We start from the raw sequence: 23,282 nt of genomic DNA on the forward strand, positions 1-23,282 counted from the left end.
CCGCCCCCCCCCTGGGACGCCGCCCCCCCTCGCCCTGTTCCGGCGGGTGCGCAGTCCGTACCGTCCGTCCCCGCGGCGGGGGTGGCGTCCGGGGGTGGGGGGGGGGGGGGGAGAGGCGCGGGGAGAGTGGTGGGGGCAGAGACACCCGTGGGACGCAGCGCTCACTCGACCTGTTCAGTCGAGTGAGCAGTCCGTCACTTCCGTCCCAGCCGCGCGGGCGCCCGCGCGGCTGGGTGACGCACTCCGTCAGCCGTCGACGTGGTCGAGCCCGATGTCGAGGACCGGTGCGCTGTGTGTGATCCAGCCGGCCGAGAGGAGGTCGACACCGGCCTCCGCGAGGGTGGGCGCGGTGTCGACGGTTATCCGTCCGGAGGCCTCCGTCACCATCCGGCCCGCGACCATCGCCACCGCCTTGCCGGTCGTCTCGGGCGACATGTTGTCGAGGAGCACGGCGTCGACCGGGTCGAGCAGCAGCTCCTCCAGCTGCTCGAGGCTGTCGACCTCGACCTCGATCGACACGAGGTGGCCAACGGCATCCCGGACCCGCCGGACCGCCTCCGTGACCGAGCCTGCGACCGCGATGTGGTTGTCCTTGACGAGCACCGCGTCGTCAAGGCCAAAGCGGTGGTTGAAGCCTCCCCCGGCGCGCACGGCATACTTCTCGACCGCGCGAAGGCCCGGCGTCGTCTTCCGGGTGCAGGCGATCCGGGCGTGCGTGTGAGCGACCGCATCGACGAGCGAGGCGGTTGCCGTGGCGATTCCGGACAGGTGCCCGAGGAAGTTCAGCGCCACTCGCTCGGCCGTGAGCAGTGAGCGGGCCCGCCCCTCGACCGTTGCGATGCGGTCGCCGGGCTCGACCCGGGCTCCGTCGGGGACATGGACCGTGAAGGTCACCGACGGGTCGACGAGGGTGAACGCCAGGCGGGCCAGGTCGAGCCCGGCGACCGTCCCCGTCTCGCGGGCGGCGAATACGAACGTGTGGTGGATCTCGGCGCCGATGACCGCGTCCGTGGTGAGGTCGCCGGCCCGGCCAAGGTCCTCGAGGAGGGCCGCCTTGACGAGGGGTTCGAGGATGAGGTCGGGCAGCGCAGCAAGGGTCATCGAGGTCTTCCTTCGAGGGTGATGTCGGTCGGAATCGTGGCGGCGAGTGACGGAGTGCTCACTCGACGATGGGCTTCCCTGAGCCGAGTGAGCGCCCGGTCCCACTCGTCCTGGCCGCCGGGAAGGACGTCGTCCAGCGTGACGCCGGTGTGGACCGCCTCGTTCGCCGTGCAGGGGAAGTCCAGACGTGCGTGGCCGCCGCGGCTCTCCTCACGCTGACGAGCACACCGGATGACCAGCAGGGCAACGAGGCTCGCGTCATCCACAGCGCACACCGGGACGGACCGCGCAGCGCTGGTGGGTGACTCGGCCGGACGTGTGGACTTGGCGACAGCCGCTCGCAGGGCAGCCTCTGCGGCCTCGAGCCCCGGTCCGTCGCGGAGGATGCCAACGGCTTGGGACATGACGGTCCGGACGGCGCCGAGTCGCGAAGGGTCGTCACGTTCGCTCCATACCGTCTCGCCGGGGAGGAGTGCCGTCGGCGGTTCCTCTGAAAGGCGCTGTCCCCCAAGCTCTTCCGTCAGGTCCTCGGCGGCCCAGCCGCCGCACACGACCGCCTCGAGCAGCGAGTTGCTCGCGAGGCGGTTCGCACCGTGGAGCCCCGTGCTCGCCACCTCGCCGACGGCCCAGAGGCCCGGGAGAGTGGAGCGGCCGCGGAGATCCACCGTGACACCGCCGCACTGGTAGTGCGCGGCGGGCCGGACCGGGATGAGGTCGGTCGCCGGGTCGATGCCGGCGGCGACACATGCTCGTGCCACGGTCGGGAAGGCCTCGGCGAATCCCGCCCCGAGGGTGTGGCGCGCGTCGAGGAAGACACGGCCGCCTCGCGAGAGCTCGGCCGACACCGCGCGGGCCACGACGTCCCGCGCGGCAAGAGGCTCGTCAGTGAGCGGTCTGCCCGCGCCGTCGACGAGCAGCGCGCCCGCGCCGCGCACCGCTTCGCTGACGAGCGGCATCGGGTCGAGCCCCACGTCGAGCGCGGTCGGGTGGAACTGCACCATCTCCAGGTCGCGCAGGTGGGCGCCGGCACGCGCGGCCAGAGCAAGGCCGTGGCCCCGGGAGCCACTGGGGTTCGTCGTGTGCTGCCACAGCTGGCCCGAGCCTCCGGTCGCGAGGACGACGCGGTCGGTCGTGATGTGGAACCATCCATGACCCGACCCAGAGCCCGGCCCGTCAGAGTGGAGGTCTGACTCGGACATCGCCCCCGCAGTCGCCGGGGCCGCCTCCACGACCAGGCCGGCCACGCGGCCCTCCTGGACGAGGATCCGGCGAGCACGGGTTCCCTCGAGCACAGTGATGGACGGGCTCCGGCGCACGGCCGCGACGACGGCGCGCAGGATCTCGGCGCCAGTTCCGTCCCCCGCCGCGTGGACGATCCGCCTGCGCGAGTGCGCGCCCTCGAGCCCGAGTCGGTAGCCGCCGTCGAGGTCGCGGTCGAAGTGTGCACCGAGGTCGGCCAGATAGGCGACGGCGCAGGGGGCGGCCGCCGTGATGCGCGCGACGACATCCCGCTCACAGAGCCCGGCGCCTGCGGCCAGGGTGTCCTCGGCATGCAGATCCGGGGAGTCGTCGTCGGCCAGGGCAGCGGCGATCCCGCCCTGGGCCCAGCCGCTCGCCGCACCCTGCCCGAGCCGCCCAGCCGCCAGGACGACCACGGGCTGCGGCGCGAGCCGCAGCGCGGTCACGAGTCCCGCGAGGCCTGTCCCGACGACGACCGGCACGGCAGTGGCACCTGCCGACCGGGGTGACGGGCGCACACCGGGCGTCATACGGACAGCATCCGATCGACGGCGGCACGGGCGCGGTCGGCCACGGTTGGGTCGATCGTCACCTCGTGCGTCATCGTCTCGAGGGAGCGGCGGATCTTGGCGAGGGAGTTGCGCTTCATGTGCGGGCAGAGGTTGCACGGGCGGACGAAGTCGATCTCGGGGTGCTGGGCGGCGATGTTGTCGCTCATCGAGCACTCGGTGATGAGGGCGACCTGGCGCGGGTGTCGCTGGACGACGAAGTCGAGCATCTGGGCCGTCGAGCCGGAGAGGTCGGCCTCGGCGACCACCTCGGGCGGGCACTCGGGGTGGGCGAGGATGACGGCCTCCGGGTGTGAGGCGCGCAGCTGCCGGATGTCGCCAGCGGCGAAGCGCTCGTGCACCTCACACCGGCCGGCCCACGTGATCACCTCGACGCCGGTCTGGCGGGAGATGTTCTGGGCGAGGAACTCGTCGGGGATCATGATGACCCGGTCGACGCCGAGGGACTCGATGACCTTGACGGCATTGCCGGAGGTGCAGCAGATGTCGCTCTCGGCCTTCACGTCGGCCGAGGTGTTGACGTAGGTGACGACCGGCACGCCGGGGTGGGCGGCGCGGAGCGAGCGGACGTCCGCGGCGGTGATCGACTCGGCCAGGGAGCAGCCGGCGCGGGGGTCGGGGATCAGGACCGTCTTGCGCGGGTTGAGCAGCTTGGCCGTCTCGGCCATGAAGTGGACGCCGGCGAGGACGATGACATCAGCGTCGACGTGCTGTGCCTCCCGCGCGAGGGCGAGGGAGTCTCCGACGATGTCCGAGACGCAGTGGAAGATCTCGGGCGTCTGGTAGTTGTGCGCGAGGACCACCGCGTTGCGCTCGGCCTTGAGGCGCAGGATCGCCTCCGCGTCGTCGGCGAAGACCGCCCACTCGACCTCGGGGATGACGTGCCGGACCTTCTCGTACAGGTGTGCCGTGCGCTCCACGGCGGTGCTGGCGGCAAGGGTGTCGCTCATGCCGACCTCCTGATCTTTATGCTTGAACTGAGCATATCCCTCGACGGAGTATATATGCTTGCTCTGAGCAGAACCCAGCGGACGTGACGCGGCAGACCTTGCGTCCCAGGGGGCACCGCGCTGGGAAGGGGCTGTCAGCGGGTCCGCGGCAGCTTCGTCCCCGCGATGGTCCGTTCGTCGAGGATCGAGCGGCGGAAGCGGTAGAGCCGGGCGGGTCGCCCACCCGTCTCCGTGTCGGTGTCGCCGGTGGGCTCGACGAGGTCCTGCTGCATGACGAGCCTGCGGAAGTTCTGCTTGTGCAGGGCCTGTCCCGCCAGGGCCTCGACCGCGGTCTGCAGCTGCCCGAGCGTGAAGGCTCCGGGCATCAGCTCGAAGACGACCGGGTGGTACTGGATCTTTGCGCGGAGCCGGGCGATTCCCGTCGCGAGGATGCGTCGGTGGTCGCCCTGCATGCGCTCGCCCGGGACGACGTCGCTGGGCGCTCCCGTCTGCGCCTCGGGAATCAGTCCCGACTCGTGGAGTAGCTCGTAGCGCTGGAGCACGAGCTCGGGGGACCAGGGCCGCCCCGTGAGCCCGAAGCAGACGTCGGCGCGCAGCTCGCGACGCTCCCGCTCGTCGGCATCGCGGCTCCTCGCCACCCACTTCTCCAGCAGGGGGCCGATGGCGTCCTCGACGAGTGCGGGTCCCCAGGCATCGGGTCGGCGGTCCTCCCAGGGGAAGTAGGTGTACCAGTCGCGCCACTCGGGGTCCCCGCTGTCGCCGGGCGCCTGGGTGAGGCCGAGGTAGGAGACCGACACGACGCGACCGCCGGCCGAGCGGTCCGGGTCGGCGAACGTGTAGAGCTGCTCGACGTATCCGAGCCGGTGGTGGGTCTGCTGCTCCACCCACGCGCTCAGCCCGGCCTGCATGGACCGGTGCTCGGTCCGGAGCGGGCCGGACGGCAGGCGCTGCCCCTCGTCGGCGGTCAGGACCATCGGGCGGCTGTCGGCCACCGAGGTCACCACGGCGACGAGCTCGGTCCCAACGCGCTCTCCGGTCACGTGCCCATGATGCCCACTCCCGCCCGCCAGAGATATTCGAGCGGGCTCACCGCGCGTCGGCATCCCTCGAAAGCGGTGGTATGCCGCCGAGCTGGGCCGTCTTGGCCGCTGAGGCCGGTCGGTACGGCGCCGGCGACTTGTACCCAGCTCTTGACACAACGCGGTGTGCGGGGCATGCTCGCCTTGTCCCAATTGCTTGATACAAGGAGAGTCGAATGGGAACTGCTGTCCTGGTCCTCATCGCGATGCTGACGGTTCTCGCCGCCCTCGTCGTCGGTTTCGCCGCTCCGAGGCGGACAGTGGCGGCTCCGGCGGATGCCGTGGCGACCGTGGAGGCTGCCGACCGGCACGTGCGTCGCCTGCGGCTGGTCGGTTTGGTGCTCGGGATCGTCATCGGCGGCACGCTGTGGGGCGCCGATGCGCTGGGCCGGGGCTCGATGCTTGCGGCCGTCGGGTTCGGGCTGGCCTTCCTCGTGGTGACCTGCGTTGGCGAGCTGACCAACACGGTGAGCCGGTCCACACGTTCTGACGCCGAGCTGCGGCGACGGCAGATCGCGGACTACTTGCCCCGTAACCTGTCCCTGCTCGTCGGCGGCAACGTGGTCGTCCTGGTGGCCCTGCTCATCCTCGGGTTGGTGGCCGCAAGCACGGACGACATGGGACGACCGGGCCGGGCGCTCGCGTGGTCCACGCCCACCGGCGGTGGCAGTGCGGGGCCCTGGCCGGGCAGCTTCTATGCCTGGCCGATGCTCGGTGCGCTCCTGGTCGAGCTGGCTGTCGCTGGAGTTGCGCTGCGCATCGTGGCTCGCCGTGCCCAGGTCGTAGCGAGTCAGGCGGGCAGCGAGGTGGACAGCGCGTTGCGGAGCGCGGCGGCCCGTGGCGTGGTCGCGGCAACCGGCGTGGCAACCGCCTTCCCGCTCTGCGGCCTGGGCCTCGTGATGGCCATGACGGCTGGCAATGCAGCACGTGGCGACGGCGCACCGGGTTGGTTCGCCGGCGTCGTCTGGGTGGCCTGCGGTGCGGCGCTCCTCGCCTGCGTCACCCTGGCGCTGGCTGCGGCCTCGCTCCTGCGTTCTACTGCTGGCCGCGTCATCGGCGACGATCGCGACGAGAGGGCTGAGGACATGGAGGCGGGTGCGGCATGAGGGTGAGCGTCGATGCGGACGACCCGACGCCTCCCTACGAGCAGATCCGCGGGCAGGTCGCCGGGCTCATCGAGACCGGCCGGCTCGCGGCCGGCGAGCGGCTGCCCACGGTGCGCCAGTTGGCCGGTGACCTGCGCGTGGCGCCGGGGACGGTCGCGCGCGCATACAAGGAGCTTGAGACGGCGGGTCTGGTCGAGACGAGACGCGCAGCGGGCACGCGGGTGGCGCAGCGCCCGGTCCTGACCTCGCACCAGCGGGAACGCCGCCTGGCGGAGGTCATGGCGGACGCAGTCGACAGGGCGCGTTCTCTCGGTTGTGGCGAGGAGGAGATCGCGAGGGCCTGGGAGGCCGCGTTTGGCCGAGCATGAGCGAGTGCTTCCTGGATCTGCGTCCAAGGCTTCGGTGGGACGCTGGAGGCGATGCGCGTGCTCGAGGTGGTCCTCGCGGTGGGCTGGGCAGCCTTCTGGCTGTACTGGCTCGTGGCCGCCTTCGGCATGAGGCGGGGCCGAGTTCCGTGGTCACGCGCGCTCTGGATCAGACTCGTGCTCCTGGTCGTCGTCATCGTCCTGACGCGGCTCGGCGCGTTCCGGCACGCCGCGCTGATCGGGTCCCCGTGGCGAGACGCCCTCGGGATCGCCTTGTTCGCGCTCGGACTCGGCTCTGCGGTCTGGGCGCGGGTGCAGATCGCGGGCAACTGGGGCGTCCCGATGATGCAGCGCGACGAGCCGGAGCTCGTGACCGGTGGCCCCTATCGGCTGGTGCGCCACCCCATCTACTCCGGCATCCTGCTCGCCGGTGTCGGCACCGCGGTCGCGCTGAACTGGTACTGGCTGATCGCCGTCGGCCTCGCCGGGGTCTACTTCGTCTACAGCGCGACGGTCGAAGAGCGCTACCTGGCCGAGCGCCTCCCCGATGCCTACCCGGCATACCGGCGCTCGACGAAGATGCTCGTGCCGTTCGTGTTCTGAGGCGCGCCCCGGATCCGCGCAAGCCAGCCCCCGAGAACGAGGTCGTGGCCGGCGCAGGCCCGCCGATAGGCTGGCCCGCGTGATCGACATCAAGCTCCTGCGCGATGACCCCGAGCGGGTCCGCGCCTCGCAACTGGCCCGTGGAGAGGACCCGGGGATCGTCGACGCGATCCTCGCCGCCGACGAGCGTCGGCGGTCGTCCCTGGGCGAGTACGAGGCCCTCCGTGCCGAGCAGAAGTCGGTCAGCAAGGACGTCGGCGCTGCGATGGGCGCCCTGCAGAAGGCGAAGAAGGCAGGCGCTCCCGACGTCGCAGACCTCGAGGCCGCCGCCACCGCCGCCCGGGAGCGAGCCTCGGAGCTGAGCGACCTCGTGAAGTCGCTCGAGGCCGCCGCAAGCGACGCCGCCGACGACCTCAACACCCTGATGCGCCAGGTCGGCAACGTGATCATCGACGGGGTGCCGAGCGGCGGTGAGGACGACTACGTCGTGCTCGAGACCGTCGGCGAGCCAAGGGACTTCGCCTCCGAGGGCTTCGAGCCCCGGGACCACCTCGAGCTCGGCGAGCTGCTCAGCGCGATCGACATGGAGCGCGGCGCCAAGGTCGCCGGCGCACGGTTCTACTTCCTCACGGGTGTCGGCGCGCGGCTCGAGCTCGCCCTGCTCAACATGGCCATCGCGCAGGCCGTCGAGAACGGCTTCACCCCGATGATCACCCCGACGCTGGCGCGTCCTGAGGTCATCACCGGTGCGGGCTTCATGGACGCGCACGCCGAGGAGGTCTACCACCTCGAGGCCGACGACCTCTACCTCACCGGGACCTCCGAGGTGGCGCTCGCCGGCTACCACGCCGACGAGATCATCGACCTCTCGGCCGGCCCGAAGCGCTACGCCGGTTGGTCAGCCTGCTACCGGCGCGAGGCCGGCTCGCACGGCAAGGACACCCGCGGCATCATCCGGGTGCACCAGTTCCAGAAGGTTGAGATGTTCGTCTACTGCCGGCCCGAGGATGCGGAGGCCGAGCACCAGCGCCTGCTCGACTGGGAGCGCGAGATGCTCGCGAAGATCGAGGTGCCCTACCGCATCATCGACACCGCCGCCGGCGACCTCGGCAGCCCCGCCGCACGCAAGTTCGACTGCGAGGCCTGGGTCCCCACGCAGGGCCGCTACCGCGAGCGGACCTCGACCTCGAACTGCACCACCTTCCAGGCCCGCCGGCTCAACACCCGCGAGCGTGACCCGAACGGCTCGGGCACCCGCGCCGTCGCGACCCTCAACGGCACCCTCGCCACGACGCGCTGGCTCGTCGCGATCCTCGAGAACCACCAGCAGGCCGACGGGTCCGTCGTCGTGCCGAAGGCGCTGCAGCCCTTCGTCGGCCTCGACGTGCTGACCCCGAGGGGCTGAGTCACCAACCCCCGGTATGCCGCTCACCCGGGCCCCAGCGGGAGCCGACCTTCTGTGCGGGGCGGGCTGAGCGGCATACGGCCCGGGTTTGCGGCACCGAACGGCGTGGGTAGGGGACTGGGAACCCGACCACAGGAGGTGCCCACCATGGGAGCAGGTGTGACGCTGGCCGTGCTCGGCGCGATCCTCGCGTTCGCCGTCCGGGCCACGCCGCCGGGGCTCGACCTGCATGTCGTCGGGCTCATCCTGATGGTTGCCGGAGGTGCCCTCATCCTGCACGCGCGACGAGGCAACCGGCGCGAACGCGTCATCACCCGCGTCGAGGAGCCGTCCGACCCGACCCGCGCACCGCACACGATCCGCGAGACGATCCGCGACGTCGACCCGGAGTGAGGCGGGGATCTCCGCCTCGGGACGGAGGTGCGGCGGCGGCCTGCCGCCTACCCTGACCACGTGATCGACGCGAACGGCTGGCGCATGCGCCTGCGGCGGCTCCTGGCCGTCGACGACACCTGGGAGCGCATGCCGCCGCCCGGCTACCTGCGGCGTGACGCCCTGCTCGCGGTCGTCATCTGGGCCGTCTGCGCTCTCGGCCTCGAGCTCGTGCGCAGCTGCGGCGCGCTCGACCAGGGCTCGGTGCACGTGCCGTGGTGGCATGCCCAGGTCGCGGTCGCGAGCGCCGCCCTGCCTCTCGTGCTGCGCCGCCGTTACCCGCTCTCCACCGCCGTCTACCTCTCGGCGCACATGTTCACGACCGGCGTGCTCGCGCCGTTCGTCATGATCCAGTTCCCGATGCAGGTTCTCTACTTCTTCGGGCTGTTCGGTGGGATGGCCTGGGGCCGGAGCCGGTCGGCCGCCGTGACGACGCTCGGATTCATCGTCGTGTTCATGTTCGGCTGGCTGACGTGGCAGTTCGCGGTCGGCGCCGGAGTCGAGGGCCTCAACGCCAAGGCGCGGCACGGCATCTTCCCGCCCGTCCTCGCCAACGTGACGTACTCGATCCTCGTCAACATCTTCTACTTCGGGGCTGCCGTGCTCGGCGGCCAGCTGACGTGGCGCAACGCCCGGCAGCGGGCCGAGCTCGCGGAGCAGGCCCGGGCCCTCGCCGACCAGTCGGAGCAGCTGCGGGAGCACGCGGTGACGGCGGAACGGCTGCGGATCGCCCGCGAGCTGCACGATGTCGTCGCCCACCACGTCGCCGTCATGGGCATCCAGGCCGGCGCCGCCCGCAAGGTGCTGGCGCGCGACCCGCAGGCCGCCGCCGGTGCCCTCCAGCAGGTCGAGCAGTCCTCCCGCGAGGCCGTGGGGGAGATGCGCTCGCTGCTCGGCACCCTCCGAGGCCGCGGCGAGTCCGAGTCACGAGGCCCGGAGCCGGGGCTCGGTGACCTGCCACGGCTCCTCGACGACGTGCGGGCGACCGGCCTCCCGGTCTCGTATGCCGCGCACGACGATCTCGGAATCGGCGCGGACGGGGTTCCTCCCGCCGTCGCGTTGAGCCTCTACCGCACGGTGCAGGAGGCCCTCGCGAACGTGCGTCGGCACTCGACCGCGGGCGTCGCGAGTGTCGTGCTGCGGCTCGGTGCGGCGGGCAAGGGCCACTACGCGGAGGTGGAGGTGCTCGACGACGGCCGTCCCCGGACGGGGACCGCGGGGTCGGGGCTGGGCCTGCTCGGTATGCGCGAGCGGGTGACGCTGCACGGCGGCGAGGTCGAGGTCGGGCCTCGCGCGTTGGGTGGCTATCGTGTGCGGGTTCGGTTGCCGATCAAGGGAGTCCAGGGGTGAGCGACAGCCTGCGGGTGGTGGTCGTCGACGACCAGCGCCTCGTCCGCAGCGGTTTCGCCATGATGCTCGGGGCCGAGGACGACATCGTCGTCGCCGGTGAGGCGTCCAACGGCGCGGAGGCGATCGACCTGGTCCGTCGGGAGCGACCGGACGTCGTGCTCATGGACGTCCAGATGCCCGTGCTCGACGGCATCGCCGCGACGGGGACCATCGTCGGGGAGGACCTGGGCAAGGTCATCATCCTCACGACCTTCGACCGCGACGACTACCTCTTCGACGCGCTGCGCAACGGCGCCAGCGGCTTCCTCCTCAAGAACACCGACCCGGACGACCTCGCCGACGCCGTGCGCGCCGTCGGGCACGGCCACGCCCTGCTCGCGCCTGAGGTGACGAGGCGAGTCATTGAAGCGATGACGCGGAGTGAGGCGCCTTCTGGTGGAACGGAGCCGGGCCCAGGCGCGGAGCCGCCGGCTGCCGACCGCCGGCTCGGGCAGCTCACCGCCCGCGAGCTCGAGGTGCTGCGGCTCGTCGGCCGTGGCCTGTCCAATGCCGAGATCGCCACCGAGCTGTTCGTCGGCGAGGCCACGGTGAAGACGCACGTCTCGTCGTGCCTGTCCAAGCTCCACCTGCGCGACCGGGTCCAGGCGGTCGTGCTCGCCTACGAGACGGGGCTGGTCACGGTCGAGTGAGCGTTCCCTCGGCGGTCGCCTCCACCTCGAGGGGGAGACGACGGCTGAGGAGTCGACCGAACATCAACCGCGCGGGGGATCTGCCGGGGGGAGCGGCATACGAGACTGGCGTCGACCACTCAGACTGACCAGAAGGGTTCCCCGTGCTCGAGGTGAAGAACCTGACCCGCCGCTTCGGCGAGCACGTCGCCGTCGACGACGTGAGCTTCGACGTGCCGGACGGACGGCTGACCGGCTTCGTGGGCGGCAACGGCGCCGGCAAGACCACGACGATGCGCATGATCATGGGCGTCCTCACGATCCACGGCGGCGAGGTCCATTGGGGCGGCCGGCCGATCACGACGGCCGACCGGCAGTCGTTCGGCTACATGCCGGAGGAGCGGGGCCTCTACCCGAAGCAGCCGATCCTCGACCAGCTCGTCTACCTCGGCCGGCTGCACGGCCAGTCGGCCGCCGCCGCGAGGGCCGCCGCCACCGACCTGCTCGAACGGTTCGGCCTGGGCGACCGCGCGCGGGACAAGGTCGAGTCGCTGTCACTGGGCAACCAGCAGCGCGTGCAGATCGCTGCCGCCGTCATCGCCGAGCCGACCGCGCTCGTCCTCGACGAGCCGTTCTCCGGACTGGACCCCCGCGCCGTCGACTCGATGGTCGACCTCCTGCGCGAGTACGCACATCGAGGAGTGCCGGTCCTCTTCTCCTCCCACCAGCTCGACCTCGTCGAGCGCCTCTGCGACTCGCTGGTCATCCTCTCCGGCGGGCGGGTCGTCGCGCGCGGCACCGCCGACGAGCTGCGCCGCTCGGGGCGCATTCGGCACCGGCTCGTGGTCGGCGGCGACGCCGGCTGGGTGCGCGACCTGCCAGACCTCACCGTCATCGACGTCGACGGGCCGACGGCCCTGCTCGAGCTGCACGACGACCGGGCCGGGACCCGCGTGCTCACCGAGGCGCTGCGCCGCGGGACCGTGCGCGAGTTCGCCGAGGTCGTCCCCACCGTCTCCGAGATCTACCGCGAGGTGACCGCATGACCCTCACGACAGAGCGCGCGAACGCTCCCGTGCCGCGCACCACAGCGCCCTCCGGCAGCCGAGTCGACCGCCCATGGCAGGTCGTCGCGGCCCGTGAGATCGCGGTGAAGCTGCACGACAAGAACTTCCTCATGTCGACGTTCTTCACGCTCATCCTCATCGTCGGGTCCTTCGGGTTCCAGGCGTTCCTCGCCAACCGCCCGCACGAGGCGACGATCGCGGTGACCAGCCCGGCTGCCGGAGCGATCGTTGAGCAGGCCGAGCGCGACGGTGTCGCCGACGGCGCCAAGCTCCAGTGGACGACGAGGCAGGTCGCCGACGGGGAGGCCGCGCAGGCCCTCGTCCGCTCCGGCGACGCGGATGCCGCCTTGTTGCCCGGCCTCGATGGTGCCCAGTGGCGGCTCGTCGGCGAGCGGGAGAAGGACGACACCGTCTCGACCTGGGTCGGCAAGGTGGTCGGCGAACAGGTCCTGGCGCAGCACGCCACCGCGCTCGGGAGCTCGGCCGAGCAGCTGCGGGCGGGGTCGACCGTCGCCTACGAGCTGCTCGACAAGGACGCCCGGGACCCCGGCTTCGTCAAGGTCGTCGGCTTCGTCTTCGCCTTCCTCTTCTACCTGGCGGCCCTTGTCTTCGGCATGCAGATCGCCCAGAGCGTCGTGGAGGAGAAGCAGTCGCGGATCGTCGAGATCCTCGCCGCCGCGATCCCGATCCGGCAGCTGCTCGTCGGCAAGATCGCCGGGAACGTCGTCATGGCGGTCACCCAGCTCGTCCTCTTCGTGGGGGTCGGCCTCATCGGGCTGTCCTTCAGCCCCTGGTCGTCGTTCCTGCCGGCGCTCGCCGGTGCAGCGGGGTGGTTCCTCGTCTTCTTCCTCGTCGGATTAGTCGTGCTGGCCGCCATGTGGGCCGTCGCCGGCTCCCTCGCGACCCGCAACGAGGACCTCCAGTCGACGTCGACACCGGTGACGACCTTGACGATGGTCATCCTCTTCGGCGGCATCTTCCTCACGGGCACGGGGCAGCTCATCGCGTCGTACGTCCCGCTCATGTCCGTGGTCGCGATGCCGATCCGGCTCGCGTCGGGGACCGCCGGCTGGTGGGAGCCGATCGTCTCGATCGCCATCACACTCGGTCTCGCGATGGTCCTCGTGCGTCTCGCGGCGAGGATCTACAGCAGGTCGGTCATGCAGACCGGCTCGCGGCTGACGCTCCGCCAAGCCATGAAGCTGCAGGGCTGAGGACGGGAGGGGCCGTTCCGTGAACGGGGAACGGGCCCTCGCCGTATGCCGCGGCGCCACGAGGCGTCCGTCTGGGCGTCCGACGCCGCCGGTACCGTATGCCGCATGACGAAGCGGATGCTGTGCCTCGACCTCGACGGCACCACCCTGCTCCACACCGGCGAGCTGACCGAGCCGGTCCGGGCCGCGGTCGCGGCCCTGCCCGACGAGGTCGAGGTCGTGATCGCGACCGGTCGCTCGATCATCGCGACGACCCCGATCATCGAGCAGCTCGGGCTGCGGCACGGCTTCGCCGTCTGCTCCAACGGAGCGGTCACGATCCAGATCAACCCGGACCCGCCGGGCGGCTACTCGATCGCGGAGACGGTCACCTTCGACCCCCGTCCGGTCCTCGAGCAGCTGCGCGACGCGCTGCCGGACGCCCGGATCGCCGTGGAGGAGCTCGGAGTCGGCTTCAAGGTCTCGCAGCAGTTCCCCGACGGCGAGCTGATGGGTGTGACCCGTGAGGTGCCGTGGGAGGAGCTCGTCGGCGAGCCGGTCACCCGCGTGACGCTGCGCCAGCCGGAGTCGACGCCCGAGGAGTTCATGGAGATGGTGGAGCGGGCCGGTCTGCACGGCGTCTCGTACGCCGTCGGCTGGTCCGCCTGGCTCGACATCAACCCCGAAGGCGTCTCCAAGGCGTCGGCCCTCGAGCTCGTCCGCCGTCGGATCGGCGTCGAGCCGCAGCACACCATCGCGTGCGGGGACCAGCGCAACGACCTCGAGATGCTCTACTGGGCCGCTTGGGGTGTGGCCATGGGCAACGCGCCCGACGAGGTCAAGGCCGTCGCCGACGAGGTGGCAGGGGACGTCGACGACGACGGGCTCGTGCCGATCCTCGAGGCCCTCACGGAGGCCGCCCGCGAGGGCAAGCCGTTCCGGGACGGGGTGGCGTCCCAGGCCACCGCCCGGTTTACCGCCTGAACCAAGGCGTGAGGACACGAGCGAGGTCCTTGTCGACGACAGGGTGAGGATACGAGCGAGGAACGAGCGAGGCCCGGAGCCCGGAGGAGACGAGGCGAGGGCTCGAGCGAGGCCCGGAGCGCCGATTCGGCTCAGGCGGTTTGTGGGGGGCCAGAGGCGGTATGGCCTGAGCCTGAGCCTGAGCGTGCGCGGCGACTCGGGCTGGGCGCAAAAGAATCTCTGACAACCGGTGTCGAAAGGCGGCAGGCTCGTTCGACGCAGGAGTGAGGCGCCACCGCGGCGCCGACCACGACACTCAGGAGATCGACATGCGCTTCATGATCATCGTCCCCGGCAACGCCGAGACCGAGGCCGGTGTCATGCCGAGCGAGCAGCAGCTCGCCGACATGACCGCCTACAACGAGGAGATGCTGGCCGCCGGCGTCTTCGTCACCGGCGAGGGACTGCACCCGACGAGCCGGGGTGTGCGGCTGCACTACACCACGGACGGGAACGTCGCGGTCACCGACGGCCCGTTCGCCGAGGCCAAGGAGATCATCGCCGGCTTCACGATCATCGACGTCAGCTCGAAGGAGGAGGCCATCGAGTGGCTCAAGAAGTGGCCCCGCTCGACCGCGGACGACTTCACGCTCGAGCTGCGTCAGGTCTTCACCGAGGCCGACTTCGGCGACGCGTTCACGCCGGAGCTGCAGGAGCGTGAGGCCCGAATGCGTGAGCAGGCGGCCCGCGCCGCCGCGCAGGGCTGACGCTGGCAGCTCGATGCCCCGGCCCGCCCCCGGTTCGACGTGTCAGCGCAGCCACCGTGCCGCGGTGACACGTCGAGCTGCGGTGGGAGGGGCGGCGTGACCGATCCAGAACACGTCCGCCGCACCGTCGAGGCGGTGTGGCGTATGGAGGCGGCGAAGGTCACGGCCGTCGTCGCCCGCCTGGTCGGGGACGTCAGCCTCGCCGAGGACCTGGCGCAGGACGCGTTCGTGCAGGCCCTCGAGCAGTGGCCGCGCGACGGTATGCCCGACAAGCCGGGCGCCTGGCTCACCGCGACCGCCCGGCGCCGGGCCATCGACCGCATCCGGCGTGACGCCAGCCTGGGCGACAAGCTGCAGCAGGTCGGTCGCGCGGAAGAGCTCCGCGTGGCAGGTCTCGCCGACGCCGACTTCGACCTCGCACTCGAGGACGTCAAGGACGACGTGCTGGCGCTGATCTTCGCGGCGTGCCATCCCGCCCTCACCGCTGAGTCACGAATCGCGTTGACCCTGAGGATGATCGGCGGACTCACGACCCGGGAGATCGCTCGCGCCTTCCTCGCCCAGGAGAAGGCGGTCGGGCAGCGGATCTCCCGCGCCAAGCGCACGCTCTCGGCGGACGGTGTCACGCTGGAGATCCCGTCGGGCGCGGACGTCGCCGCGCGCCTCGCCTCCGTCCTCGAGGTCGTCTACCTGATCTTCAACGAGGGGTATGCCGCCACCTCCGGCCGCGACTGGGTCCGCGGCGACCTCATGGAGGAGGCGATCCGGCTGGGCCGGGTCCTCACCGCACTGGCGCCCGCCGAGCCGGAGGTCGTCGGCCTGCTCGCGCTGATGGAGATCCAGGCCTCCCGCACCCGGGCCCGCGTCGCCGCGGACGGCTCACCGGTCCTCCTGCTCGACCAGGATCGCACGCGGTGGGACTGGACGCTCATCCGCCACGCGCTCGCCGCGCTGGAGCGCGCGAGCCGGCTCGGCGGCATACGGGGGCCGTATGTCCTGCAAGCCGAGATCGCGGCCTGCCACGCCCGTGCCAGTCGGGCCGAGGACACCGACTGGGCCCGGATCGTCGCGCTGTACGAGGAGCTCGGGCGCATCCGCCCGTCGCCGGTCATCGACCTCAACCGCGCCGTTGCGCTGTCGTATGCCGCTGGGCCGGCCGCCGCTCTCGTCGTCGTCGACGCTCTCGTGGGGTCAGGGGCGCTCGGGGACTACCACCTGCTGCCGAGCGTCCGGGGAGACCTGCTCGGGCGGCTGGGCCGGCACGCGGAGGCCCGCGCCGAGTTCATCCGCGCCGCGGAGCTGACCGACAACGAGGCGGAGCGCGCGCTGCTGCTGCGGGGCGCCGCAGCATCCGGGCCAGGGGACGTCAGCAGCGCCCCGCATCCTGGGTGAGCGCGCGCAGCCGCTCGGCGTGGGCGTCCGTCAGTGCGCCCTTCTCCATCCGCCAGTCCCACCCGCCCTCGATGCCAGGGGTGTTCATCCGGGCCTCGGACCCGAGGGAGAGCACGTCCTGGGCCTGCATCATCGACGCCTGGCACGGCGAGGCCAGGGCGAGCTCGATCAGGGCCCACGAGGGCTCCCGGTCGACGTCCGCCTGCACGTCGGCCCGGGCGGCTGCCTCGCGCACCATCGCGCGCGGAACCTCGGGCAGCGTCGCCCACCAGCCGAGCACGGTGTCGTTGTCGTGGGTGCCGGTGTAGACGACCTGGTCGTGCTGGAGGTGGTCCGGGTGGTGGGTGTTGTCCGCGTAGGCGGGGTTGAACCCGAACTGCAGGACCGCCATCCCCGGCAGCCCGAGGGTGCGCCGCAGCTCGATCACCGCGGCGTCGATGTCGCCCAGGTCCTCGGCGAGGAGCGGAAGCTCACCCAGCTCGGCCTCGGCTGCGTCGAAGAGCGCGCGCCCCGGTCCGTGCTCCCAGCGCCCCTCCATCGCGGTCTCCGCCTCGCCCGGGATCGCCCAGTAGTCCACGAACCCACGGAAGTGGTCGAGCCGGACGTAGTCGAACAGCGTGAACGACCGGCGTAGCCGTTCGATCCACCACCGGTAGCCGTCGGCCGCGACGACGTCCCAGCGATAGAGCGGGTTGCCCCAGAACTGGCCGGTCGCGGCATACGCGTCCGGGGGGCACCCGGACACCGCGTCGTCGCGGAACATCTCCGGCCAGGCGCGGACGTCTGCACCGTCGGGTGCGACATAGATCGGCACGTCCCCGAGGATGCGCACGCCGTGCCCCGCCGCGTAGGCCCGCAGGTCCGCCCACTCGCGCGCGAACCGCACCTGGTCCGCGAGGTCGCCGCCGAACTCCGTCCACGACCGCACCCAGTAGGACTCGCGCTCGGCGAAGGCGGCCAGCTCCTCCGGCGACACGGGGGCCCCCGGGTGCTCGAGAAGCGCAGGCGAGGCCGTGAACGCCGAGGGCGACTTGTAGGGCGAGCCGAGCTCGTCGGGCACCGAGACGGGCAGGACCTGCCACACCGACTGCCCCGCGGCCTCCAGCCAGTCGACGAAGTCGCGGGCGGACGGGCCCATCCGGCCGTCCGGCAACGAGGTCAGGTGGAGCTGCACGCCGCTGGCACGAGAGGTGATCACGGACCCACACTTCCATGCCGCCCTCGACCGACGGTCGGCGCGCCATAATCCGCTATACGCGCCATACTTTGCACATGAGCCGCGTGCCGAACCCCTACCGCCCCGGCTTCAACGTGCCGCCTCCGGCCTTCGTCGGACGCGACGGCGTGCTCGCCTCCGTGCGGGAGGCTCTCGACGTGGCCGCCCTCGACGGGCGCACGCCTCGTCCGCTCATCCTCACCGGTACCCGCGGGGTCAGCAAGACGGTGGCCCTCGGTGAGGCCTCGGCCCTCGCGGCCGAACGGCTCGGCTGGCCGGCCGTCCACGTCGAGGTACGGCCGAGGCGACCCTTCACGCCGCTCCTCCTGGAGCGGCTCGAGGCCGTCCGGCTCGACCTCGAACACACCACGCAGCCGAGCCGGCGCGGGACCCGCGTGACGGGCGGCAAGGTGTCCGCTTCGGCGCTCGGTGTGGGGGCGGAGCTGACGATCGAGCGCGGCGGCGAGGCACGAGGGCCCGCCGACCCCATCGGCCAGGCGCTCGACGCGACGATGCGGGTCGCCATGCGGGAGGGGGCCGGTCTGGTCCTCACCCTCGACGAGGCCCAGCTCGCGACCCGGGACGAGCTCGCGGCGTTCACGGCCGTCCTGCAGGAGCACATGGGCGCGGACTGGCCCCTCGTCGTGATCGTGGCGGGCCTGCCGTCCCTGCGCGACCCCAACCGGTCGGTCACCTACCTCGAGCGCGGAGAGTGGCAGGAGCTCGGCCTGCTCGACCCGGCCGACGCCCGCCGGGCCCTCATCGATCCCGCAGCCGAGGCGGGCCGTCCGCTGGACGACGCAGCCGCCGATCTGCTCGTCGAGGCCTCTGGCGGCTACCCCTACGCGGTCCAGCTCTACGGCCACCACGCCTGGCGGGCCTCGGCGAGCTCATCGCGGATCACCGTCACCCACGCGCGCAAGGCGCTCGACGCTGCCCGGCGGGAGCTCGAGGAGGGGCTCTACGTCGCCCGCTGGAACGACGCCTCCGCGAGGGAGCAGGAGTACCTCGTCGCCGTCGCCGCGCTCATCGTCCGGACCGGTGAGGCGACCGGGCCCCAGGTGGCCGCCGAGCTCGGCAAGGCGCAGACCCAGGTCTCATACCTGCGGGACCGGCTCCTCAAGAAGGGCACCCTCTACACGGAGGGGCCGCGCCTGCTCTTCCTCACACCCGGGATGGCCGAGTGGGTCTCCGGCCGATGAACCAGGTCACGACGCCGACCACGAGCAGCGCGACGACGGCGGCCAGCGCAAACCAGGACCCGGCCACGGCGGCGAGCCACGCCTGCACGAACGCGATCCCGATCGTCGCGTAGATCGCGGCCCACGCCGCCGAGCCCACGACGGCCGCCGGCAGGTACACACGCTGCGGCATCCGCAGGGCGCCGGCCGTGAGATGGATCGTCGTCTGGATCCCCACGGTCAGGTAGGACAGGGCCACCGCGAACGGGCCGAGCCGGCGGATCAGCTTCTCGGCGCGCACCCGGCTCGCCCTGCTCGGGCGCTCCCGCAGCCGCTGCCATCCGGCGATCGCGCCCCGCCCGATCCAGTACGTCGCGTTGGAGCGGAGCATGACGATGCACCACAGCGCGACGAACGCCTGCCAGAACGGCAGCCGGGCGAGGGCGTCGAGCATGGCCTCACCATAGGGGCGCGTCAGCGGAAGGATGGAATGCTGGTGCCGCCATGACTGCACAGAGCGAGCTGACCATCACCTCCGCCGCGAACCCCCGCCTCAAGGGGCTCCTCGCCCTGCGGCGCCGCCGTACGCGGGAGGAGACCGGGCACACGGTCGTCGAGGGCTACGAGGAGCTCGCCCTGGCGCTCGCGGCCGGTGTCCGTCCCCGCACGCTCTACGTCTGCGAGGAGCTCTTCAGCCCCGCGGGTCGCGCCGGCTCCCAGGACATCGGCCACCAGTCCGACCTGCTGGCTCGGGTGCGCACCGAGGGTGTCGAGGTGGTCCACCTGTCCCGCTCGGCCTACGAGAAGGTCGCCTACCGCGAGGGCGCCGACGGGCTTCTCGCGCTCGTCGAGCAGGTCGGTATGCCGCTCGGCTCGGTGCCGGTCGACCGCCCGGACTTCCTCGGCCTCCTTGCGCAGGGGGTGGAGAAGCCCGGCAACCTCGGGGCGATGCTCCGCACTGCCGACGCGGCGGGGGTCGACGCGGTCGTCGCCGCCGACCCGGTGACGGACTGGGGCAACCCGAACGTCGTGCGTGCGAGCAAGGGGACCGTCTTCGCACTCCCCGTCGCGGCCGGGAGCACGGACGAGGTGCTCGCGTGGGTGGAGGCGAACGACGTCGCACTCGTCGTGACAACGCCGGAGACGGACCGCCTGCACACGGAGGTCGACTACACCGGCCGCGTCGCCGTCGTCGTCGGCAGCGAGAAGCACGGCGTCGATGACCGGATGCTCGAGTCGGCCGCCCACCGGGTGCGAATCCCCATGTGTGGCAAGGCGAACAGCCTCAATGTCTCGGTGTCCGCGGCCATCGTCCTCTACGAGGCACTCCGCCAGCGCACCACCGGCTGAGCCGCGCCCGCGGGCGGGAGCCCGCCCAGCGGCATACCGCCTGGGCGGGTTCCCCGTCGCGGAGGGGGTGGTCAAGAGCACCCCCTGGCGTGTGCCACGATGTCTTGTATGCGAGTTGACCACGTCTCCTATGCGGCGGAGCCCGACGGTGTGCAGGCGACTGCTGACCGGCTGTCGAAGCTCATCGGTGTGGAGCCGGTCGACGGGGGGGTGCATCCCCGGTTCGGGACGCGCAACGTGATCCTGCCGTTGGCCAACCACAACTATCTCGAGGTCGTCGAGGTCCTCGACCACCCGGCGTCCGACAAGGCACCGTTCGGCCAGGCGGTCCGGGCACGCTCCGAGGCCGGCGGGGGATGGATGGGCTGGGTCGTCGCGGTCGACGACATCGCCCCTGCGGAGGCGCGCCTCGGCCGTGACTCCGTCGAGGGCAACCGGACCCGACCCGATGGGGTGGAGCTGAAGTGGCGGCAGCTCGGGGTCAAGGGCCTGATGGCCGACCCGCAGCTGCCGTTCTTCGTGCAGTGGGAGGACATGGCCGTCCACCCCTCGAACGGCGCCTCGACGAGCGTCGCGCTCGAGCGGCTCGAGATCGCCGGCGACCCGGAGCGGGTGCGCGAGTGGCTGGGCCTGCCGGAGGACTACCGGCCCGAGGGCGTCGACTTCACCTTCGTCGCCCCGCGCGGCACGCCCGGGCTGATGTCGGTCACCTTCACCACCCCCGACGGTGAGGTCACCATCTGACCTCCCGAATGCTTCACAGAGAGGCCAGTCCCGCCCGGGACCGGCCTCTCTGTCGTTCGGGGCTCAGCGCTTGAACGCCTTGAGCCGCAGCGAGTTGCTCACGACGAGGACCGAGGACAGGGCCATCGCACCGCCGGCGATCATCGGGTTGAGCAGGCCGAAGGCCGCGACCGGGATGGCGAGCGTGTTGTAGCCGAACGCCCACAGCAGGTTCTGCTTGATCACCCTGAGCGTCGCCCGGGACAGCTCCATCGAGTCGGCGGCCGCATCGAGGTCCGAGCGCACGAGGATGATGTCGGCCGAATCCATGGCGACGTCGGTGCCCGAGCCCATCGCGATGCCGAGGTCGGCCTGGGCGAGGGCGGCTGCGTCGTTGACCCCGTCGCCGACCATCGCGACGACCTTGCCCTGCTGCTGCAGGTCGCGCACGACAGCGTGCTTGTCGGTCGGGAGCACGTCGGCGCGGACCTTCGCTGGGTCGATGCCGACCTGCTCGGCGACGCTGCGCGCGTTCGCCTCCGCGTCGCCCGTGAGGAGGTATGGCGTGAGTCCCAGCGCCCGGAGCCGCTCGACCGCCGCTCGGGACGAGTCGCGCACGGCGTCCCCGACGGTGAGCGCGGCCTGTGCGGTGCCGTCCCAGCCGACGAAGACGGTCGTGCCCGCCGTGCTGCGGGCGTGCTCGATCAAGGTCCCGTCGACGGTGTCGAACAGGACGGCCTTGCCGACGGTGACCTCGGTGCCCTTGATCCGGGCCGAGGCGCCCTCGCCAGGGTTCGCGGTGAAGTCGGTGATGCGCGGCAGCTGGATCTGCGCCTCCCTCGCACCGGCGACGATCGCTCGGGCGATGGGGTGCTCGCTGCCCTGCTCGACTGAAGCGGCTGCCTTGAGCGCCGCCTTCTTGTCGAGCCGGCCGACGACGGCGATCTTCTTGAGCCGCAGGTCCCCGGTCGTGACCGTGCCCGTCTTGTCGAGCACGACGGTGTCGACGCGGCGCGTGTCCTCGAGCACCTTGGGACCCTTGATGAGGGTGCCGAGCTGGGCGCCGCGAGCCGTCCCCACGAGGAGTGCGGTCGGCGTGGCGAGGCCGAGGGCACAGGGGCAGGCGATGATGAGCACGGTGACGGAGACGGCGAGCGACTGGGCGAAACCGTGGCCGGTGACGAGCCAGGCGACGAGGGTGACGAGGGCGATGCCGAGGACGACGGGCACGAAGACGGCCGAGACCCGGTCGGCGAGCCGCTGGATCGGCGCCTTGCCGGTCTGGGCCGCCTCGACGAGCCGCTGGATGCCGGCCAGCATCGTGTCGCTGCCGACCTTCGTCGCCTCGACGACGAGCCGGCCGGTCGTGTTGATCGTGCTCCCGGTCACCTCGTCGCCGACCGTCACGTCGGCCGGGGCCGACTCACCCGTGACGAGGCTGGCGTCGATCGCGCTCGAGCCGTCGCGGACGATGCCGTCGGTCGCCACCTTCTCGCCGGGCCGCACCAGGAACTGGTCGCCCACGGCGAGGTGCTCGACGGGGATGCGCTGCTCGCCGGTGATGCGGGTGCGCGGGTCGACCCTGAGGACGGAGACCTCCTTGGCGCCGAGGTCGAGCAGTGAGTGGAGCGCCTCTTTGCCGCTGTCCTTGGCCCGCGCCTCGAGGAAGCGGCCGACGAGCAGGAAGGTCGTCACGACCGCCGCCGTCTCGAAGTAGAGGTGGTCCTGCCCGGTGAACAGGGCGACGACGGAGTAGAGATAGGCGGCGAGCACCCCGAGGGAGACGAGGGTGTCCATCGTGGAGGCGAGGTGGCGGGCGTTGACCGCCGCCGCCCGGTGGAACGGCCAGGCGCACCACGCGACGACCGGGGTGCTGAGGACGAACTGCAGCCAGGGGCTCGCCGGGAAGCTCGGGATCACCATGGCCAGGAGGAAGACCGGCACGGTCAGCGCGGCCGCGACAATGAGCCGGGTCTTCAGGGCCGCGGCGGCCAAGGCGCCAAGGATCGCGTCTCGGGACCAGCGCGTCGGCGCGGCTGCCTCGCCGGCCGTGGCTGTGGGGGAGGCGGCGGTGGGAGGCGCCGAGGGCCGCCGTGCAGGCTTCGTGGTGGCGGGCGCCGGGGCGGCCGGACGCGCCGTTCCCCCGGACCCGGCCCGGGCGGCGGACCCGGCCCGGGCGGCGGGAGGGGTGCGGGCGGAAGCCGGGTGAGCGGCATACCGGCTGTTGAGCTTGTCGAGGAGGGCGCCAGCTCCCGGCTTCGCGCCGGCGCCGTCCGGGATGACGGTGGCGCCGTAGCCGGTGCGCTCGATCTCCGCGACGATGAGGTCGACCGTGACGGGAGCGCTGTAGACGACCTGTGCCTTCTCCGTCGCCAGGTTGACGGTGGCGGACTCCACCCCCTCGACCCTGCCGAGCTTGCGCTCGATCCGGGCGGAGCAGGACGCGCACGTCATGCCCGTTATCGCGAGGCGGACCTCGCGCGGGCTGGGCTCGGCGGTGGTCGTGCTGTCCGTCATCAACCTCTCCTTGCGGGCTCGGAGCCGCTTCGATCGTATGCCCGAA

22 protein-coding genes are annotated in these 23,282 nt (G+C 71.8%); 15 read left to right on the top strand and 7 right to left on the bottom strand.

Annotated features, from left to right (window positions below; all coding sequences use genetic code 11):
* Positions 1-246: 246 nt before the first annotated feature.
* From nadC to ACTHJJ_RS18795, 4 genes are all read right to left on the bottom strand, one after another.
* On the bottom strand, positions 247-1,101 hold the full coding sequence (gene nadC, locus ACTHJJ_RS18780; RefSeq protein ID WP_440304470.1) for a carboxylating nicotinate-nucleotide diphosphorylase: 855 nt from the start codon (positions 1,099-1,101) through the stop codon (positions 247-249).
* Positions 1,098-2,870 carry an L-aspartate oxidase gene (locus tag ACTHJJ_RS18785; protein WP_440304471.1) on the bottom strand — a complete coding sequence of 591 codons (1,773 nt, stop codon included), beginning with the start codon at positions 2,868-2,870 and terminating at the stop codon, positions 1,098-1,100. The genes nadC and ACTHJJ_RS18785 overlap by 4 nt, the downstream gene beginning before the upstream one ends.
* The gene (nadA, locus tag ACTHJJ_RS18790; RefSeq protein ID WP_440304472.1) at positions 2,867-3,859 is read right to left on the bottom strand and encodes a quinolinate synthase NadA; all 993 of its coding nucleotides are present in this window, start codon (positions 3,857-3,859) and stop codon (positions 2,867-2,869) included. The genes ACTHJJ_RS18785 and nadA overlap by 4 nt, the downstream gene beginning before the upstream one ends.
* 134 nt (positions 3,860-3,993) lie before the next feature.
* Positions 3,994-4,899: an NUDIX hydrolase gene (locus ACTHJJ_RS18795; RefSeq protein ID WP_440304473.1), complete on the bottom strand. Its 906-nt coding sequence runs from the start codon at positions 4,897-4,899 to the stop codon at positions 3,994-3,996.
* Between the two features lie 215 nt (positions 4,900-5,114).
* On the opposite strand from ACTHJJ_RS18795, the gene ACTHJJ_RS18800 reads away from it, so the two are divergent.
* The 12 genes from ACTHJJ_RS18800 to ACTHJJ_RS18855 all read left to right on the top strand — a co-directional run bounded on the left by ACTHJJ_RS18800 (position 5,115) and on the right by ACTHJJ_RS18855 (position 16,249).
* Entirely contained in the window at positions 5,115-6,044 is a 930-nt protein-coding gene (locus ACTHJJ_RS18800; protein WP_440304474.1) for a hypothetical protein, read from the top strand.
* Entirely contained in the window at positions 6,041-6,412 is a 372-nt protein-coding gene (locus ACTHJJ_RS18805) for a GntR family transcriptional regulator (RefSeq protein WP_440304475.1), read from the top strand. Before ACTHJJ_RS18800 ends, ACTHJJ_RS18805 begins: the two co-directional genes overlap by 4 nt.
* A 51-nt stretch (positions 6,413-6,463) precedes the next feature.
* Positions 6,464-7,012, top strand: a complete 549-nt coding sequence (locus tag ACTHJJ_RS18810) for a methyltransferase family protein (protein WP_440304476.1) — start codon at positions 6,464-6,466, stop codon at positions 7,010-7,012.
* Between the two features lie 79 nt (positions 7,013-7,091).
* Positions 7,092-8,417 (top strand): serine--tRNA ligase, encoded by a 1,326-nt coding sequence (gene serS / locus ACTHJJ_RS18815; RefSeq protein WP_440304477.1) that lies wholly within the window; start codon positions 7,092-7,094, stop codon positions 8,415-8,417.
* A gap of 147 nt (positions 8,418-8,564) precedes the next feature.
* The gene (locus tag ACTHJJ_RS18820; protein WP_440304478.1) at positions 8,565-8,810 is read left to right on the top strand and encodes a DUF6458 family protein; all 246 of its coding nucleotides are present in this window, start codon (positions 8,565-8,567) and stop codon (positions 8,808-8,810) included.
* Positions 8,811-8,870: 60 nt separating this feature from the next.
* On the top strand, positions 8,871-10,199 hold the full coding sequence (locus tag ACTHJJ_RS18825) for a sensor histidine kinase (protein ID WP_440304479.1): 1,329 nt from the start codon (positions 8,871-8,873) through the stop codon (positions 10,197-10,199).
* Positions 10,196-10,888, top strand: a complete 693-nt coding sequence (locus tag ACTHJJ_RS18830; RefSeq protein WP_440304480.1) for a response regulator — start codon at positions 10,196-10,198, stop codon at positions 10,886-10,888. The genes ACTHJJ_RS18825 and ACTHJJ_RS18830 overlap by 4 nt, the downstream gene beginning before the upstream one ends.
* A gap of 143 nt (positions 10,889-11,031) precedes the next feature.
* Positions 11,032-11,913, top strand: coding sequence for an ABC transporter ATP-binding protein (locus ACTHJJ_RS18835; RefSeq protein ID WP_440304481.1), 882 nt, complete (start codon positions 11,032-11,034; stop codon positions 11,911-11,913).
* Positions 11,910-13,148, top strand: coding sequence for an ABC transporter permease (locus ACTHJJ_RS18840; protein ID WP_440304482.1), 1,239 nt, complete (start codon positions 11,910-11,912; stop codon positions 13,146-13,148). Before ACTHJJ_RS18835 ends, ACTHJJ_RS18840 begins: the two co-directional genes overlap by 4 nt.
* A 105-nt stretch (positions 13,149-13,253) precedes the next feature.
* Positions 13,254-14,111 carry an HAD family hydrolase gene (locus ACTHJJ_RS18845; RefSeq protein WP_440304483.1) on the top strand — a complete coding sequence of 286 codons (858 nt, stop codon included), beginning with the start codon at positions 13,254-13,256 and terminating at the stop codon, positions 14,109-14,111.
* A 308-nt stretch (positions 14,112-14,419) separates the two neighbouring features.
* On the top strand, positions 14,420-14,857 hold the full coding sequence (locus ACTHJJ_RS18850) for a YciI family protein (RefSeq protein WP_440304484.1): 438 nt from the start codon (positions 14,420-14,422) through the stop codon (positions 14,855-14,857).
* Between the two features lie 144 nt (positions 14,858-15,001).
* Positions 15,002-16,249, top strand: coding sequence for an RNA polymerase sigma factor (locus ACTHJJ_RS18855; protein ID WP_440304519.1), 1,248 nt, complete (start codon positions 15,002-15,004; stop codon positions 16,247-16,249).
* Here the strand turns inward: ACTHJJ_RS18855 and ACTHJJ_RS18860 are convergent.
* Positions 16,224-17,447, bottom strand: a complete 1,224-nt coding sequence (locus ACTHJJ_RS18860) for a 4-alpha-glucanotransferase (RefSeq protein WP_440304485.1) — start codon at positions 17,445-17,447, stop codon at positions 16,224-16,226. The two genes, ACTHJJ_RS18855 and ACTHJJ_RS18860, sit on opposite strands and share 26 nt — an antisense overlap.
* A gap of 74 nt (positions 17,448-17,521) precedes the next feature.
* Between ACTHJJ_RS18860 and ACTHJJ_RS18865 the strand changes: the two genes are divergently transcribed.
* Complete coding sequence (locus tag ACTHJJ_RS18865; RefSeq protein ID WP_440304486.1) at positions 17,522-18,667, top strand: ATP-binding protein; 1,146 nt, start codon at positions 17,522-17,524, stop codon at positions 18,665-18,667.
* Here the strand turns inward: ACTHJJ_RS18865 and ACTHJJ_RS18870 are convergent.
* Positions 18,630-19,100, bottom strand: a complete 471-nt coding sequence (locus ACTHJJ_RS18870; RefSeq protein ID WP_440304487.1) for a DedA family protein — start codon at positions 19,098-19,100, stop codon at positions 18,630-18,632. The two genes, ACTHJJ_RS18865 and ACTHJJ_RS18870, sit on opposite strands and share 38 nt — an antisense overlap.
* Positions 19,101-19,150: 50 nt before the next feature.
* On the opposite strand from ACTHJJ_RS18870, the gene ACTHJJ_RS18875 reads away from it, so the two are divergent.
* Both ACTHJJ_RS18875 and ACTHJJ_RS18880 read left to right on the top strand, forming a co-directional pair.
* A complete protein-coding gene (locus ACTHJJ_RS18875; protein WP_440304488.1) occupies positions 19,151-19,996 on the top strand; it encodes a TrmH family RNA methyltransferase in 846 nt (281 codons plus the stop codon).
* Positions 19,997-20,104: 108 nt separating this feature from the next.
* The gene (locus ACTHJJ_RS18880) at positions 20,105-20,740 is read left to right on the top strand and encodes a VOC family protein (protein WP_440304489.1); all 636 of its coding nucleotides are present in this window, start codon (positions 20,105-20,107) and stop codon (positions 20,738-20,740) included.
* Positions 20,741-20,803: 63 nt separating this feature from the next.
* On the opposite strand, the gene ACTHJJ_RS18885 is transcribed toward ACTHJJ_RS18880, so the two are convergent.
* A complete protein-coding gene (locus ACTHJJ_RS18885) occupies positions 20,804-23,236 on the bottom strand; it encodes a heavy metal translocating P-type ATPase (RefSeq protein WP_440304490.1) in 2,433 nt (810 codons plus the stop codon).
* Positions 23,237-23,282 lie beyond the last annotated feature (46 nt).

This window comes from Intrasporangium sp. (genome assembly GCF_051961875.1).
In the GTDB taxonomy this organism is placed as follows: domain Bacteria; phylum Actinomycetota; class Actinomycetes; order Actinomycetales; family Dermatophilaceae; genus Intrasporangium_A.

Coding starts and splice junctions, on each gene's coding strand:
- ACTHJJ_RS18855 (WP_440304519.1), top strand. CDS start 15,002: ATGGAGGCGGCGAAGGTCACGGCCGTCGTCGCCCGCCTGGTCGGGGAC.
- ACTHJJ_RS18875 (WP_440304488.1), top strand. CDS start 19,151: ATGACTGCACAGAGCGAGCTGACCATCACCTCCGCCGCGAACCCCCGC.
- ACTHJJ_RS18885 (WP_440304490.1), bottom strand. CDS start 23,236: ATGACGGACAGCACGACCACCGCCGAGCCCAGCCCGCGCGAGGTCCGC.
- nadA (WP_440304472.1), bottom strand. CDS start 3,859: ATGAGCGACACCCTTGCCGCCAGCACCGCCGTGGAGCGCACGGCACAC.
- ACTHJJ_RS18845 (WP_440304483.1), top strand. CDS start 13,254: ATGACGAAGCGGATGCTGTGCCTCGACCTCGACGGCACCACCCTGCTC.
- ACTHJJ_RS18820 (WP_440304478.1), top strand. CDS start 8,565: ATGGGAGCAGGTGTGACGCTGGCCGTGCTCGGCGCGATCCTCGCGTTC.
- ACTHJJ_RS18800 (WP_440304474.1), top strand. CDS start 5,115: ATGGGAACTGCTGTCCTGGTCCTCATCGCGATGCTGACGGTTCTCGCC.
- ACTHJJ_RS18840 (WP_440304482.1), top strand. CDS start 11,910: ATGACCCTCACGACAGAGCGCGCGAACGCTCCCGTGCCGCGCACCACA.
- ACTHJJ_RS18850 (WP_440304484.1), top strand. CDS start 14,420: ATGCGCTTCATGATCATCGTCCCCGGCAACGCCGAGACCGAGGCCGGT.
- ACTHJJ_RS18785 (WP_440304471.1), bottom strand. CDS start 2,870: ATGACGCCCGGTGTGCGCCCGTCACCCCGGTCGGCAGGTGCCACTGCC.
- ACTHJJ_RS18865 (WP_440304486.1), top strand. CDS start 17,522: ATGAGCCGCGTGCCGAACCCCTACCGCCCCGGCTTCAACGTGCCGCCT.
- ACTHJJ_RS18870 (WP_440304487.1), bottom strand. CDS start 19,100: ATGCTCGACGCCCTCGCCCGGCTGCCGTTCTGGCAGGCGTTCGTCGCG.
- ACTHJJ_RS18805 (WP_440304475.1), top strand. CDS start 6,041: ATGAGGGTGAGCGTCGATGCGGACGACCCGACGCCTCCCTACGAGCAG.
- ACTHJJ_RS18810 (WP_440304476.1), top strand. CDS start 6,464: ATGCGCGTGCTCGAGGTGGTCCTCGCGGTGGGCTGGGCAGCCTTCTGG.
- nadC (WP_440304470.1), bottom strand. CDS start 1,101: ATGACCCTTGCTGCGCTGCCCGACCTCATCCTCGAACCCCTCGTCAAG.
- ACTHJJ_RS18880 (WP_440304489.1), top strand. CDS start 20,105: ATGCGAGTTGACCACGTCTCCTATGCGGCGGAGCCCGACGGTGTGCAG.